At 70.0% G+C, this 13,194-nt stretch carries 14 protein-coding genes and 1 pseudogene; 5 read left to right on the forward strand and 10 right to left on the reverse strand.

All coding sequences use genetic code 11. The annotated features are described in order from the left end of the window. The first annotated feature begins 101 nt into the window (after nucleotides 1–101). The gene (locus ACWDMM_RS11460) at nucleotides 102–989 is read left to right on the forward strand and encodes an SDR family NAD(P)-dependent oxidoreductase (protein ID WP_449937185.1); all 888 of its coding nucleotides are present in this window, start codon (nucleotides 102–104) and stop codon (nucleotides 987–989) included. Between the two features lie 64 nt (nucleotides 990–1,053). On the opposite strand, the gene gatA is transcribed toward ACWDMM_RS11460, so the two are convergent. Both gatA and gatC read right to left on the reverse strand, forming a co-directional pair. Further along, nucleotides 1,054–2,565, reverse strand: a complete 1,512-nt coding sequence (gene gatA / locus ACWDMM_RS11465; RefSeq protein ID WP_449937188.1) for an Asp-tRNA(Asn)/Glu-tRNA(Gln) amidotransferase subunit GatA — start codon at nucleotides 2,563–2,565, stop codon at nucleotides 1,054–1,056. Further along, on the reverse strand, nucleotides 2,562–2,861 hold the full coding sequence (gatC, locus tag ACWDMM_RS11470; protein WP_067797657.1) for an Asp-tRNA(Asn)/Glu-tRNA(Gln) amidotransferase subunit GatC: 300 nt from the start codon (nucleotides 2,859–2,861) through the stop codon (nucleotides 2,562–2,564). Before gatC ends, gatA begins: the two co-directional genes overlap by 4 nt. Nucleotides 2,862–3,176: 315 nt before the next feature. Here gatC and ACWDMM_RS11475 point away from each other — a divergent pair, with 315 nt between their 5' ends. Then, nucleotides 3,177–3,827 (forward strand): ACT domain-containing protein, encoded by a 651-nt coding sequence (locus tag ACWDMM_RS11475; protein ID WP_195078610.1) that lies wholly within the window; start codon nucleotides 3,177–3,179, stop codon nucleotides 3,825–3,827. A 170-nt stretch (nucleotides 3,828–3,997) separates the two neighbouring features. Here ACWDMM_RS11475 and ACWDMM_RS11480 read toward each other — a convergent pair whose 3' ends face one another. From ACWDMM_RS11480 to ACWDMM_RS11490, 3 genes are all read right to left on the reverse strand, one after another. After that, nucleotides 3,998–4,522 carry a GNAT family N-acetyltransferase gene (locus ACWDMM_RS11480; protein WP_397068954.1) on the reverse strand — a complete coding sequence of 175 codons (525 nt, stop codon included), beginning with the start codon at nucleotides 4,520–4,522 and terminating at the stop codon, nucleotides 3,998–4,000. 129 nt (nucleotides 4,523–4,651) lie between these two features. Next, nucleotides 4,652–4,975: a hypothetical protein gene (locus ACWDMM_RS11485; protein WP_195078608.1), complete on the reverse strand. Its 324-nt coding sequence runs from the start codon at nucleotides 4,973–4,975 to the stop codon at nucleotides 4,652–4,654. 20 nt (nucleotides 4,976–4,995) lie between these two features. Further along, on the reverse strand, nucleotides 4,996–6,240 hold the full coding sequence (locus ACWDMM_RS11490) for an ATP/GTP-binding protein (protein WP_397068957.1): 1,245 nt from the start codon (nucleotides 6,238–6,240) through the stop codon (nucleotides 4,996–4,998). Between the two features lie 225 nt (nucleotides 6,241–6,465). On the opposite strand from ACWDMM_RS11490, the gene ACWDMM_RS11495 reads away from it, so the two are divergent. The 3 genes from ACWDMM_RS11495 to ACWDMM_RS11505 all read left to right on the forward strand — a co-directional run bounded on the left by ACWDMM_RS11495 (nucleotide 6,466) and on the right by ACWDMM_RS11505 (nucleotide 7,477). Further along, nucleotides 6,466–6,594, forward strand: coding sequence for a hypothetical protein (locus ACWDMM_RS11495; RefSeq protein WP_357112397.1), 129 nt, complete (start codon nucleotides 6,466–6,468; stop codon nucleotides 6,592–6,594). 12 nt (nucleotides 6,595–6,606) lie between these two features. After that, nucleotides 6,607–7,014 carry a Uma2 family endonuclease gene (locus ACWDMM_RS11500; RefSeq protein WP_449937194.1) on the forward strand — a complete coding sequence of 136 codons (408 nt, stop codon included), beginning with the start codon at nucleotides 6,607–6,609 and terminating at the stop codon, nucleotides 7,012–7,014. A 109-nt stretch (nucleotides 7,015–7,123) separates the two neighbouring features. Beyond that, nucleotides 7,124–7,477 carry a hypothetical protein gene (locus tag ACWDMM_RS11505; protein ID WP_195042240.1) on the forward strand — a complete coding sequence of 118 codons (354 nt, stop codon included), beginning with the start codon at nucleotides 7,124–7,126 and terminating at the stop codon, nucleotides 7,475–7,477. On the opposite strand, the pseudogene ACWDMM_RS11510 reads toward ACWDMM_RS11505, so the two are convergent. The 5 genes and pseudogenes from ACWDMM_RS11510 to ACWDMM_RS11530 form a co-directional block, all read right to left on the reverse strand. Then, nucleotides 7,470–8,509, reverse strand: a pseudogene (locus ACWDMM_RS11510) (S-adenosylmethionine:tRNA ribosyltransferase-isomerase). The gene ACWDMM_RS11505 and the pseudogene ACWDMM_RS11510 sit on opposite strands and share 8 nt — an antisense overlap. Continuing rightward, nucleotides 8,506–9,201 (reverse strand): SDR family NAD(P)-dependent oxidoreductase, encoded by a 696-nt coding sequence (locus ACWDMM_RS11515; protein ID WP_195078604.1) that lies wholly within the window; start codon nucleotides 9,199–9,201, stop codon nucleotides 8,506–8,508. Before ACWDMM_RS11515 ends, ACWDMM_RS11510 begins: the two are co-directional and overlap by 4 nt. A 68-nt stretch (nucleotides 9,202–9,269) precedes the next feature. Next, nucleotides 9,270–11,384, reverse strand: a complete 2,115-nt coding sequence (ligA, locus tag ACWDMM_RS11520) for an NAD-dependent DNA ligase LigA (RefSeq protein WP_195078603.1) — start codon at nucleotides 11,382–11,384, stop codon at nucleotides 9,270–9,272. 181 nt (nucleotides 11,385–11,565) lie between these two features. Further along, entirely contained in the window at nucleotides 11,566–11,922 is a 357-nt protein-coding gene (locus ACWDMM_RS11525; RefSeq protein WP_449937198.1) for a hypothetical protein, read from the reverse strand. 124 nt (nucleotides 11,923–12,046) lie between these two features. After that, on the reverse strand, nucleotides 12,047–13,081 hold the full coding sequence (locus tag ACWDMM_RS11530) for a methionine synthase (protein ID WP_449937201.1): 1,035 nt from the start codon (nucleotides 13,079–13,081) through the stop codon (nucleotides 12,047–12,049). Nucleotides 13,082–13,194 lie beyond the last annotated feature (113 nt).

A 13,194-nucleotide genomic window follows, 5' to 3' on the forward strand; every position in this document is an offset into this window, starting at 1 on the left:
CCTTTCCAGCCTCGCAAGAGACAAACACCCATCAGCTACACCCCACCGCTCTGGGCATCCAGGGCACCAACCCCAGACACCTACAAACTTAGGGATCACCCATGACCAGAACGTGGTTCATCACCGGCGCCGGCCGCGGCCTCGGCCGCGCCTTCACCACGGCCGCGCTCGCCGAGGGCGATCGTGTCGTCGCGACCGCGCGCAATCCGCAATCGCTCGCGGATATCGCCGACGACCGCCTGACCGTGCTGCCTTTGGACGTGCGCGACCACGCGAGCGTGAACGCCACCGTGGACAAGGCGTTCGCGCTGATGGGCACGATCGATGTGATCGTGAACAACGCGGGCTACGGCTTGGTCGGCGCCGTGGAAGAACTGACCGAGACGCAGATCCGCGACCAGATGGACACCAATTTCTTCGGGGCCCTATGGGTTTCCCGAGCCGCGCTGCCCCATCTGCGCGAGCAGGGCTGGGGACACATCGTGCAGATCTCCACGGTCGGGGCCGTGGGCAGCCTCCCCCTGTTCGGCCTGTACAACGCGAGCAAATGGGCCCTGGAGGGATTCAGCGCCTCGCTCGCGGACGAAGTGCGCCCCTTCGGCATCCGGGTCACGCTCGCGCAGATGGGCGGCTTCGACACCGACTGGGCCAAGTCGAGCATGCGATTCGCCACCGGCATCCCCGCCTACGCGGAGTTGCGCGACGCCGTCCTCGGTATGCCGGACTACCCCGCCGAGGCGACTTCCACGACCGGAACGGAGTCGACCGAAGCGGAGCCGGGGAACACACCGAACGAGCCCCCCGCCGAGTCCGAGTGGGTCGAAGCACCGCCCGAGGTCGGCGCCGCGGGCCTGATCGAGTTGGTGAACATGCCCGACCCGCCGCTGCGCAAGATCATCGGGCCCGGCGCGCACCAGATGGTCGCCCTCGCGTTGGATCAACGCCGCGGCGACTACGCCAGGGACCCCGAATTCACCTGGCCCGCCTGATCACTCGCACAGCCGCTCGGCCCCGCGCAGGCGGGAAGCCGAGCGGCTCGGCGAGGAAGCGCCGTCAGGTGATGGGACCGCGGGCGGCCTCGTAGGCCGCGCCCACCCGGTAGAGGCGATCGTCGGCGAGGGCGGGAGCCATGATCTGCAGGCCGACGGGCATGCCGTCGTCCTCGCTCAGACCGGACGGGACCGACATGGCGGGGTGACCGGCCAGGTTGGTCGGCAGGGTGCACAGGTCCGACAGGTACATGGCCAGCGGATCGTCGACCTTCTCGCCCAGCTTCCACGGCGTGAACGGGCTCGTCGGCGAGACGAGCACGTCGACCTGCTCGTAGGCGTTGTCGAAGTCGCGGGCGATCAGCGTGCGCACCTTCAGCGCCTGGCCGTAGTAGGCGTCGTAGTAGCCGGCCGACAGCGCGTAGGTGCCGATCATGATGCGCCGCTTGACCTCGGGGCCGAACCCGGCCGCGCGGGTGGCCGCCATGACCTGCTCGGCGCTGTGCTGCCCGTCGTCGGCGACGCGCAGGCCGTAGCGCATGGCGTCGAACCGCGCGAGGTTCGAGGACACCTCCGACGGCATCACCAGGTAGTAGGACGACAGCGCGTATTCGAAGTGCGGGCAGGACACCTCCACCACTTCCGCGCCGAGATCCTTCAGCACCGCCACGGCGGCGTCGAAGGAGGCCAGCACGCCCGGCTGATAGCTGTCGGAGTGCAGTTCCTTCACCACGCCGATCTTGACCCCGCGCAGATCGCCCTGCGCCCCGGCGCGCGCGGCGGCCACCACCGGCGGCACCGGCACGTCGCGGGAGGTGGAGTCGCGCGGGTCGTATCCGGCGATCACCTCGTGCAGCAGCGCGGTGTCCAGCACGGTTCGACCGCATGGACCGCCCTGGTCCAGCGACGACGCGCACGCGACCAGGCCGTAGCGCGACACCGTGCCGTAGGTGGGCTTGGTGCCGACGGTGGCGGTGACGGCCGCCGGCTGGCGGATCGACCCGCCGGTGTCGGTGCCGATGGCCAGCGGGGCCTGATGCGAGGCCAGCGCCGCCGCCGAGCCGCCGCCCGAGCCGCCCGGGATGCGGGTGGTGTCCCACGGGTTGCGGGTGGGGCCGTAGGCGGAGTTCTCGGTGGAGGAGCCCATGGCGAACTCGTCCATGTTGGTCTTGCCGAGGATCGGGATGCCCGCCGCGCGCAACCGCGTGGTGAGCGTCGCGTCGTAGGGCGAGACCCAGCCCTCGAGGATCTTCGACGCACAGGTGGTCGGCATGTCCGTGGTGGTGAAGACGTCCTTGAGCGCCAACGGAACTCCGGCCAGCGGCGAGGCGGGCTCGGCGCCGGAGGCGAGCGCGGCGTCCACCGCTGCCGCGGCGTCCAGCGCCCGCTCGCCCGCGACGTGCAGGAAGGCGTGGTACTCCCCGTCGACCGCGGCGATCCGGTCCAGGTGCGCCTGGGTGACCTCGACCGAGGACAGTTCGCGGCCGTGGATCTTCGCGGCCAGCTCGGCCGCCGACAGCGCGGTCGGATCCGACCCACCCGTCGCCCGGCCGTCGCCATGCGATGCTGCGTTCATTCGCCCTCTCCCAGGATCTGCGGCACCATGAACCGCTGCTCGTCCACCGCGGGCGCGCCCGACAGCGCCTCCCGCGGGGTCAGGCCCGGCACCACCTCGTCGGGACGGGTCACATTGGTCGCCGGGTTCGGCGACGCCGTAGCCGGGACGTCGGCGGCGGCTACCTCGGAAATGGTCCGCACGTGGCTCAGGATCGAATCCAGCTGTCCGGCGAACTGATCCAGTTCCGCGTCGGACAGCGCGAGCCGGGACAGCCGGGCGAGGTGTGCGACCTCGTCGCGGGAGATGGCGGGCACCGCGGGACCCCTTTCGGCTTCGTTATCAACAGTGCTCAACCCACACAGCCTAGCCACCGGCGACCGGGTCACCGCCCGGCACCCGGGCTTCGTCGGCGCGGCGGGGGAACCGTCGCCCAGCAGGCCCCCGGCAACCGCCTCCGGCCCGCGACACGTCCGTGCGAACCAGCCCGACACGCCGGTTTTACGTGAATTCACCGAGTGGCGCGCGTCACTCGCCGGTCTTCGACTCGATAACCGGCCCTGAGGGGTGTAAGTATTGCGTCACCCGGGTATCCGTTCAGAGCCTCGGCCGCCCTAAGAAAGGAAACGCACGTGTCGTATCTGCTCCGCGTGCAACTTCCGGATCGACCGGGAAGCCTCGGTGCGCTCGCCCTCGCACTCGGCTCCGTCGGCGCCGACATCCTCTCGCTGGACGTGGTGGAGCGCGGCGCGGGCTACGCCGTCGACGACCTGGTCGTCGAGGTGCCCTCCGGCGCACTCCCCGACACCCTCATCACCGCCGCCGAATCGATCGGCGACGTGCACGTGGACTCGATCCGCCCGTACTCCGGCGTGCTCGACACCCACCGCGAACTCGAACTCATCGATCAGGTGGCCAGCGCCCGCGACGACCGGATGCAAGTGCTGGTTGACGGCGTGCCCCGGGTGCTGCGGGTCGGCTGGAGCACGATCATCGACATCGGGCCGCACGGGGCCTACCGCGTGGTGGGCAGCCCGAGTGCCCCACAGACACAAGCGGGTTCGGCGCCGTGGATGCCGCTGGAGAAGCCGACGGTGCTCGATCCGGAAGCCGATTGGGTGCCGGAGATCTGGCGCGACATGGACACCAAACTCGCCGCCGCTCCGCTCGGCAACACCGGCAAGGTGCTGCTGCTCGGCAGGCCGGGCGGTCCCGACTTCCGGCCCTCCGAGGTGGCCCGTCTCGGCTACCTCGCCGGAATCGTCGCCACCGTACTCGGCTGATCCCAACGGGCGCTGCGGCTTTTCGCGGCGCGAACGAGGACATCCAGGCGAGATTTCGGCGCGTCGCCGATCGAGCGCCCGGCAGGGTGGTGCCACCGCACCGGGAGCCCCATGGAAACAGGTGCTCGACGCCCTGCCCGGGAGCTTCCGTCTGTGACGGCCGGACGAACCTAGGCGGAATCGCCGGAAGAGCCGAGCGGTAGCCGGAGTACGTGCAGCAACTCCCCCGCGGAGGTACGCCAGTCCCGGCTCGGCACGGGACGGAAGCCGAAGCGGTCGTATATCCGCCGGGCGTCGGCCATGGCGGCCATGGTGGTGAGGGCGACCGCCGCGCAACCTTCCGCGCGGGCGAGGTCGATCACGGTGCGCACCAACGCCGTTCCCGCGCCGAGCCCGCGCGCGGCCTTCGCGACCGCGAGCATCCGGAACTCCAGCTCACCCGGCAGCGCGATCTCCGCGTAGGGACTGCCCGCCGGTGCGACCGTGAGCGAGCCGACGATCCGGTCCCCGTGCGTGGCGACCAGGATCCGGGCCGACGCGGCGCGGCGCGCGGTGTCGGCCAGCTCCCCCGCGTACCAACTGCCCGCCTCCACATAGCCCTCGCCGACGTAGACCTCCACCGTGAGCTCGCCGATCGCCGCGTACTCCTCCGGCCGCGCCGCCCGGACGACGACATTCGCGTCCCGCACATCCATACCCGGCATGATGCCATCCGCCATAACGTGAGCTACGGCACATTGTCCTCGGTGCGGGACGCACTGCCCGGGCACCGCTTCGGCATGTCACCTGCCGACTCGGCGTCTCCCGCGGGCCGCGGCGACCGCTCAGCCGGGACGAGAGATCTGCCAGTGGTCGGGCTTGCCCGCCGGATAGACGACGGTGAGCAGATCGCCGATCGACGGCCAGGAGCGCGTGTCCCAGACGAAACGGCCGTACACGATCTTGCCGGGGACCGAAGGACCGGTCAGTTTCCCGGTGATCGTCACGTACTGCTCGCCGGAGGCGTCCGGACAGGGGCTCACGCCGGTGATGTACAGCGTGCCCTCCTCCGGGTTCGCCGGGCGGTAGCCGCGCTTGCCTCGGATGGCGAACACGATCAGCGACACCAGCGCGGCGGTCAGGGTCACGAGCGCGACGAACTCCAGCATGTCCCCATGCTAGGTGCGCGTCACACCGGGGTGAGTTCGCTGGCGCCCTGCGCGGTGCGGCGGACCTGCCAGACCGACGTGCGGGTGCGCTGCGAGCGCCCGTTGCCCCGGTCGATCAGCGTCCGATTGTTCGTGGTGAAGATCAACTGCGCCCCGCGCGCGTTCGTCTCGGGGTTCTGGAACAGCTGGATCAACCGATCGGTCTCCTCGGCGGGCAGGCACGCGCCGATGTCGTCGACGGCGAGCACCCGGCCCGCGTCCAGCGCGTCGAGCATGGCGGGCAGCACCCGCAGCAACGACAGCGTGGCGGAGGATTCGTCGCCGAGGCCGAACGGGGCGTCGATGCCGTCGTGCACCAGGCTCAGGCCGACGCCGCGCCGGGCCACCATGCGCGTGTACAGCGCGTCGCGCGCGGCCTTCAGATTGGTCAGCTCGCGCTCGAGCAGCACGGCGGTCAGGCCGTTGTCGCGCAGCAACTGGTCGGCATAGGCGGGCGATGAGGCGCACAGGTCGATCTGCTTGCCCAAGCCGGCGATGTCGGCGTCCAGGTCGCGCAGGTAGTCGGCGTACATCGGATCGTGTTCGGCGACGAGCAGGTCGGTAATGCCCAGCTCGGCCGTGCGCAGCAGCGTCAGCAGCCGCGCCGCGTTGTCCGGCGAGCGGGAGATGTGGCTGCCGAGCCGGTGGGCGACGGCGTCGGGTTCCACGGGGCCGCGCTGCACCTCGAGCATGGATTCGAACCAGCGGTAGGCGGGCACCAGCGCGTCGGAGTACATCTGCCCGGCCAGGCTGAGCAGCAGGGAGTTCGGGCGCACCAGCGGAGCCAGCGCGGTGATGCCGTAGCGCGCCGCCTCGAACATCGGACCGATCTTGATCTGTTCGCCGTTGCGCTCGAACACGATTCGCTTGCGCGACCGCGGTTGGGTGTGCAGCCATTCCGCTGTCACGTCGGCGTTGTCCAAGCGGAACCCGTAGGTGTACGGCACGCCCTCGGCGACGAACGCCGCCACGAATTGCGAAGGCCGGTCCGGGAATCCGAGGTGCGGCGCCCTGACAGGACCTGCGTACGGGTCCCACCCGGTCACCGAGTGCAGCACCGCGTCGCGCATCTGCCAGAGCGCATCGATCAGGTTCGTCTTGCCCGCAGCGGCGCCGCCGTGCACCGCGGTCACCGGCACCGCCACCGGCCCGCTCCCCTTGGTGAGCCGCAACTCCTGCTCGTCGGCCAGCGATCTGTGATTGGTCACCTGAAAACAGCGCAGCATGCCGCCATACTTCCGTCTGCGCGACGGCCGGGCGACATCAGGCCGGTGACCTCCGCGATCCGCGCCGGGTCCGGTCCCCGTTCGGGATACCCACCCGGCAGGCTCGCAGATCTGCTCGCCGCGGCGTCGAACATCTTCGTCTTCGGTGCCTGATCAGGACCGCTACCTGGTCGAACAGGTCTGTGACCGATGGATCGGAGGTCGGCGGCACGATACCCTGAGCGCATGACCGAGGCTTCGATCGCCTACCGCTGGACGCGCAGCGAGTTCCTGCACGCGTGGGAGGCGGGCGCGTTCGACCATCGCGTAGAACTGGTCGAGGGGGAGTTATGGCCGGTGGTTATCGGGTCGTAGCACGGCCGAGCGGTGTTTCGCATCGCGCGGGAACTTCCGACCAAGGGCGTCGAGGTGACCAGCGAGACGCTACCCACCGCCCAGTCGCTACCCGATCCCGACTGCTGGGTACTGCGGGCAGACGCGGACCAGGTCGACTCGATCGGCACCGAGATCGCCGTGTGGGACCCCGCCGATGTACTCCTCGTCATCGAAATCTCTGACGAAACGGTGATGCAAGATCTCGGCGTCAAAGCGAAACTGTATGGTCAGGCGGGATATTCGACCTACTGGGTAGTCACGAGAACCGTGATCTATGAGCACACCGAACCGATACCCACGGGTTACCGGACTCGCAAAGAGTACCGGCCTGGCGACCGCATCCCGGTCCACCATGCGGACACCACCATCGCCGTCGACGACTTACTGTTCCCGGAGTAGTCGCAGGTCCGTCGCCAGGACAGCAGCGGTGATAGCGGGTTAGCATGCCTGCACGCCGCGGTCGTGCCGCGGCGTACTGCCGGAGTTGTGCGATGGGATGAGGGTAACGATGGGATCGACGGTTCGTCGTGTGGTGGGCGGAGGCTCCGTCGTCGCGGCGCTCGCGCTGGGCTCGCTGGTCGTGGCGCCGGAAGCGGTGGCGGACGCGCCGTGTCCGGAGGGCACAGCGCGCGTGTTCCTGGCCAACAGCACGAACACCTGCCAGGGCGGTGGAACGGTGAGCTACGACCCGCCCGGCGTGGTGTCGAAGGTCTGCTCGACGGCGAGCGCGGACGTGTCCGCCGAGGCGACGTTCAAGAATCGCCGCGGCAAGATCATCACGCAGAAGCTGGATCTCAGCGACGGCCGCTGCGGGCGGTTCGATATCGCGGGCCAGCTGGGCGCCACGGTCACGGTCAGCTGAGCGGCCCGCTCCCGAACAGCAGCGCGCTGTCGCCGAACTCGTGCCACAGGTAGCCGGTGTCCACGGCCGCGGCATAGGCGGCGGCGACGGTTTCCTCGCCCGCCACCGCTACCAGCAGATCCAGGTGTGACGCGCCGGGCGCGTGCCAACCGGTGATCAGACCGTCCACCACGCGAGCCGGTCGCCGCGCGCCGAGCACCAGGTCTGTCCACCCGTGCGACGCGTGGACCAGCCCGGATGGGTCGGCGGCGGTCTCCAGCGCCCGCGTCACCGTCGTGCCCACCGCCACGACCCGCCCACCGGCGGCTTTCGTGTCGTTCACCAGCCGCGCCGTCGCGGCGGGGACGGCGAACCGCTCCGGGCTCGGCGGCTCTCCGGCCTCCGGCGAGGACACCCCGGTGTGCAGGGTGATCGGCGCGAGAGCGACGCCCGCCGCGATCAGGTCCAGCACCAGACGCTCGGTGAACGGGCGCGCGGCACTCGGCATTTCCGCGCTGCCCGGCACGCGGCCGAAGACCGTCGTGTAGTAGGCGGCCGACCACCGTTGCGGCACATAGGAGTATGTGATCGGCCGTCCGTGGGCGGCGAGCAACAGGGATACGTCGCCGGTGATGTCCGCACTCCAGAGCCTGCGTCCACCGGCGAGCCAGGGCGCGCGCAGTGTCGCCGCCGCACCCGGCGACCGCAGCACGTTCCGGCCGAGAGCCGCTCGGCCGGATAGGGAGTGCGCTCGGTGGTCCGCACCTCCACCACCCAGCGGCCGTCGTCCAGCCAGGTGGCGAAGTGCAGGACGACCGGCTCGCCCGCCGCCGTGGCGTCGACCGCCGCCGGCATGGTCGCCGAGTTGTTCACCACCAGCAGATCACCCGCGCGCAGGCGGTCGGGCAGCTCCCGGAATCGGGAGTGCGTCAGTCCGTCGTCGGCGACGAGCAAACGCACCTCGTCACGCGCCATCCCCCTCGCCTCGGGCGGGACCGTGGCATGGCGTTCCAGGGACAGGTCGAAAGTCGGCAGTTCGGTCGGCACCGTCATGACGCACGCCCGGCCACGAAATCCGCGGCGGCATAACGCCCGTTCTTCGGCTTCTCGGCCAGCAGCCGCAGCAGCGCGGGCACCACCGTCGCAGGCTCCGGCCGGTCGGAGATGTCGACGCCCGGAAACGCCGCCTGATGCATCTCGGTGCGCATGTCGCCGGGATCGAAGGCATAGATGGAAAGGTCCGGATGTTCCGCGCCGAGGATCGCGGTGAGCTGATCGAGCGCGGCCTTGGACGCGCCGTATCCACCCCACGTGGGATACGGCTCCACCGCCGCGTCGGAGCTGATGTTCACCACGGCACCGTCCGGCCGCAGCAGCGGCAGCGCGATCCGGGTAATCGCCAGTGGCGCAACCACATTCGTGCACAGAACGCGCTCGAACTCGTCGAGCGGATAGTCCGCGAGGCCGGGCAGCGGACTGGGCCCGAGACGGCTGGCGTTGTTCACCACCAGGGCCAGCTCCCCCGCACCGCGTGCGGCGTCCGCCAACCGGGCGCGATCCGCCGGATCGGTGACGTCGCCGGGCACCGCCACGAACGACGGCCCCAGTTCAGTGGCCACCCGCGCCAACCGGTCTGCGCGACGCCCCGTCCCCAGCACCCGCCACCCTTGTTCGATCAGTGCTCGCGCGAGCGCCGCGCCGAATCCGGCCGACGCACCGGTGATCAATGCGGTAGGACGAGACATGATGACCTCCTGGTAGTCGCCTACCAGTCGATCCTCATACCTCAACGTATCTTCAGGTCAAGCGCCGATCACTCCTCGGCTTCGGCGTCCTCCGCGGCCGTCTCGGGTGTGACCGCCTCCGGACCGCCGGCCAGCAGCCGCTGAAAGCCTTCCTCGTCGAGAATCGGCACTCCGAGTTCCTCCGCTTTGGCGGCCTTGGATCCGGGCGCGTCACCGACCACCACGAACGCGGTCTTCTTCGAGACCGAACTGGCCGCCTTGCCGCCACGCACCAGGATGGCCTCCTTGGCACCGTCGCGGGTGAAACCCTGCAGCGAACCGGTCACCACGATGGACAGGCCCTCCAGGTTGCGTTCGATGGATTCGTCGCGTTCGTCCTCCATTCGCACACCCGCGGCCCGCCACTTCGCCACAACGGCTCGGTGCCAGTCCACGGTGAACCACTCCTTCACCGCGGCCGCGATGGTGGGGCCGACGCCGTCGGCTGCGGCCAATTCCTCGACCGACGCCGCCTCGATGCGATCCAGACTGCCGAACTCGGCGGCCAGCGCCCGCGCCGCGGTGGGGCCGACGTGCCGGATGGACAGTCCGACCAGCACCCGCCACAGCGGCCGGTTCTTGACCGCGGCCAGGTTCTCCAGCAGCCGCTTGCCGTTGGCGGAGAGACTGCCGTTCTTGTTGGCGTACAGCGATGTGGTCAGCAGCGCCGCCTCGTCCAGGTCGAACAGGTCACCCTCGTCGGTGATGGCGCCGGACTTCAGCAGATCGATCGCGCCTTCGTAACCGAGGGCTTCGATGTCGAACGCGCCGCGGCCTGCCACGTGGTAAACGCGCTCGCGCAACTGGGCCGGGCAGAACTGCTGGTTCGGACAGCGGATGTCGGCGTCGCCCTCCTTCTCCGGCCGCAGTTCGGTGCCGCACTCCGGACAGTGCGTCGGCATGACGAATTCCCGCGCGTCTTCGGGGCGCGCGTCCACCACCGGGCCCAGCACCTCCGGGATCACGTCGCCCGCCTTGCGAATGGTGACCGTGTCGCCGATCAGCACGCCTTTGCGCTTGACCTCGGCCGCGTTGTGCAAGGTGGCCATCGCGACCGTCGACCCGGCGACGGACACCGGCTCCATCACCGCGAACGGCGTCACCCGGCCGGTGCGGCCGACGTTCACCTGGATGTTCAGCAGCTTGGTCGTCGCCTCCTCGGGCGGGTACTTGTAGGCGATCGCCCAGCGCGGCGCGCGCGAGGTGGAGCCGAGACGGCGTTGCAGCGCGGTCTCGTCGACCTTGATCACCTGGCCGTCGATCTCGTGCTCGATGTCGTGCCGGTGCTCGCCCCAATACGCGACCCGCTCGATCACCGCGTCGATGCCCTGCACCCGCCTGGTGTGCTCGGACACCGGCAGGCCCCACGCGGCGAGCGCGCGGTACGCCTCGTACTGCGAGGTCGGCGTGTAGCCCTCGATCCGGCCGAAGCCGTGACAAATCATCCGCAGCCTGCGCCGCGCGGTGACCGACGGGTCCTTCTGCCGCAGCGAACCGGCCGCGGTGTTGCGCGGGTTGGCGTAGGGCGGCTTGCCCTCGGCCACGATGGCGGCGTTGAGCGTCTCGAAATCCTCCAGCCGGAAGTACACCTCGCCGCGGACCTCGAGCAGTTCCGGGACCGGGAACTCCTCGCTGGGGGTGAGCTCGCCGGGGATGTCGTCGATGGTGCGGGCGTTGAGCGTCACGTCTTCGCCGGTGCGTCCGTCGCCTCGGGTGGCGCCGCGGATCAGCCTGCCGTTCTGATAGACCAGGTTCAGCGCGACGCCGTCGATCTTGACCTCGCACAGATAGTGCAGGTCCGGCCCGGTCTCCGCCTCCACCCGGGCGGCCCAGGCGCGCAGTTCGCCGACGTCGAACACATTGTCCAGCGACAGCATCCGCTCGAGGTGGTCGACGGCGGTGAAATCGGTCGCGAATCCCCCGCCGACGAGCTGGGTCGGCGAATCCGGCGTGCGCAGGTCGGGGTGCTCGTCCTCCATGGCCTGCAACCGTCGCAACAGCGCGTCGAACTCCCCGTCGGAGATGATCGGCGCGTCCCGGACGTAGTAGCGGAACTGATGCTCACGCACCTCGTCCGCGAGTTGCTGCCACTCCACCCGCTGCTCTGGCGTCGCCGGGGCCGCCGCGCTCTCGCTGTCACTCACCCATCGCACATTAGCGGAGGCCACCGACAGGCAGCCGCCGTGTTCGCGCACGTCGCCGCCTTGAAGGAAACGGAGTCCGACCGGTCTGTTTCCCGGCGCGAGCACAGGCGTTCCTGCGGTCGGCGGCCTCTCCGCGCGGTCTGCCCCGGGTCTCGACGGCGCGGCACCCCGGCAGATCGAGTCATCCCGGCGAACAGACTTGCCCCGATGGCCCGGACAACAGGATGACGAGTCCGAAACCACACATCATGGCGAGAATCCCGAAGCCGCTCGAGAAGAATCGAACGCGACCGATCCGACGGCGATGAGCCGACAGATCAGCGAGCAGAGCGCACCCGGCGACCAGCATGACGCCCCCGCCGGCGATCTGAAAGCCTTGTGCCGCTCGGAACGCCTCTTCGCGTGCGGCGCTGTCGCAGTAATCCATGAGCCCGTCGGTGAAGAGGAGATATCCACCGAGGTAGATGGCCGGGCCGAGCAGAACCGAGCCGACGGTATAAATCAACGCGAGTACGACCGGACGTTCCAGTGGTTGCACCATGCGCACCGTAGTTCACCCCCAGCGCTGGCGATCCACGAGCGGAACCCCCGACGCCCACAAGCGAGCTGTTTCCGCGACGAAGGCGGTCGGCCCAGGCGGCGATTCGCGTTCCGCGGCGACGTCAGGAGAACGAAAGCTCTTCCGGCTCTTCGGCATACGCGCGTGCGACGTCCACGGCCAGACTCAGCGCTGTTCTGCTCCACTCCAGCGGCGCGCCCGCCAGGCCGCATGCGGGGCTGACCGCGACCCGCTGCGCCAGCGTGCGGCGGCCGAAGCCGAGCCGATCGATCAACCGCACCCCCGGCTCGGCGAAGGTCCGCCAGGTGACCGCCGTGGCAGGCGCCTCGGTGGGGATGACGCCGAGCACCAGCTGCTTGCCCGCCTCCAATGCCTCCCCGACCTCGTCGAGCTGCCCGGTGCCGATGGCGCCCAGATCGAATCCGATCGCCGCGGCGGCGCTGCGGCGCATCGGGCCGAGGGCAGGCGGCTCGGCGCAGCTGTGCAGCAGCACCGGCGCCGATTGGGCGGTGATCACCGTGTCCAGGACGGCCAGCGCCTCGGGCTCGGGGAGGGCGCGCACGGTGTTCAGCACGCTCACCCCGCGCAGCGAACCGTTCAGCACCGCGGTCAGCGACGGTTCGTCCAGCTGCACGACGACCTGCGCGCCGAGCCGCTTGCGCACCTCCGTCACGTGCTGCGCCAACCCTTCGGCCAGGGATTCCGACAGGTCGCGCACCGCGCCGGGATCGGTGAGCACGCGATGCCCTCCGGGCAGCTCGACCTGCGCGGCCAGTGTCAGCGGGCCCGCCGACTGCACCTTCACCGGACGGCCGCGACCGGAGAGACCGGCGTTCTCCCACGCTTCCTCGAGCGCGTCCAGATCGGTCCGCAGCAGGTCATGTGCCCGCCGCGACACCGCGCCCGGACGCGGCGCGAGCCGGTAGCCCCTCGGCGTGGTGTCGAAGCGCAGGTCGACCAGCAGCGCGGAGGACCGGCCGATCAGGTCGGCGCCCGCGCCGCGAGCAGGCAACTCCACCAGGTGCGGCAGCTCGCCGAGTTCACCGACGACGGTCGCGGCGGCCTCGCGCGGGTCGGTGCCGGGCCAGGAGCCGACGCCGGTGGCGATCCCGCCCCGCAGGACAGGTTCGGTCGCCACGTCCACGCCGTCTGGCGCCAGGTCATCTGTGCCGGTCTCGTACACCGCTGCCGTACTCCGTCCGTTCGATTCCGCCATTACGGGATCCCACCGTCCGCAACGGCTGTCCAGGT

It is taken from the genome of Nocardia sp. NPDC003726, assembly GCF_053586955.1.

Excerpts from the sequence above, each read along its gene's own strand:
- ACWDMM_RS11515 (WP_195078604.1), bottom strand. The coding sequence starts at position 9,201 with ATGTCTCGTCCTACCGCATTGATCACCGGTGCGTCGGCCGGATTCGGC.
- ACWDMM_RS11485 (WP_195078608.1), bottom strand. The coding sequence starts at position 4,975 with ATGCTGGAGTTCGTCGCGCTCGTGACCCTGACCGCCGCGCTGGTGTCG.
- ACWDMM_RS11495 (WP_357112397.1), top strand. The coding sequence starts at position 6,466 with ATGACCGAGGCTTCGATCGCCTACCGCTGGACGCGCAGCGAGTTCCTG.
- gatA (WP_449937188.1), bottom strand. The coding sequence starts at position 2,565 with ATGAACGCAGCATCGCATGGCGACGGCCGGGCGACGGGTGGGTCGGAT.
- ACWDMM_RS11480 (WP_397068954.1), bottom strand. The coding sequence starts at position 4,522 with ATGGATGTGCGGGACGCGAATGTCGTCGTCCGGGCGGCGCGGCCGGAG.
- ACWDMM_RS11490 (WP_397068957.1), bottom strand. The coding sequence starts at position 6,240 with ATGCTGCGCTGTTTTCAGGTGACCAATCACAGATCGCTGGCCGACGAG.
- ACWDMM_RS11505 (WP_195042240.1), top strand. The coding sequence starts at position 7,124 with ATGGGATCGACGGTTCGTCGTGTGGTGGGCGGAGGCTCCGTCGTCGCG.
- ACWDMM_RS11460 (WP_449937185.1), top strand. The coding sequence starts at position 102 with ATGACCAGAACGTGGTTCATCACCGGCGCCGGCCGCGGCCTCGGCCGC.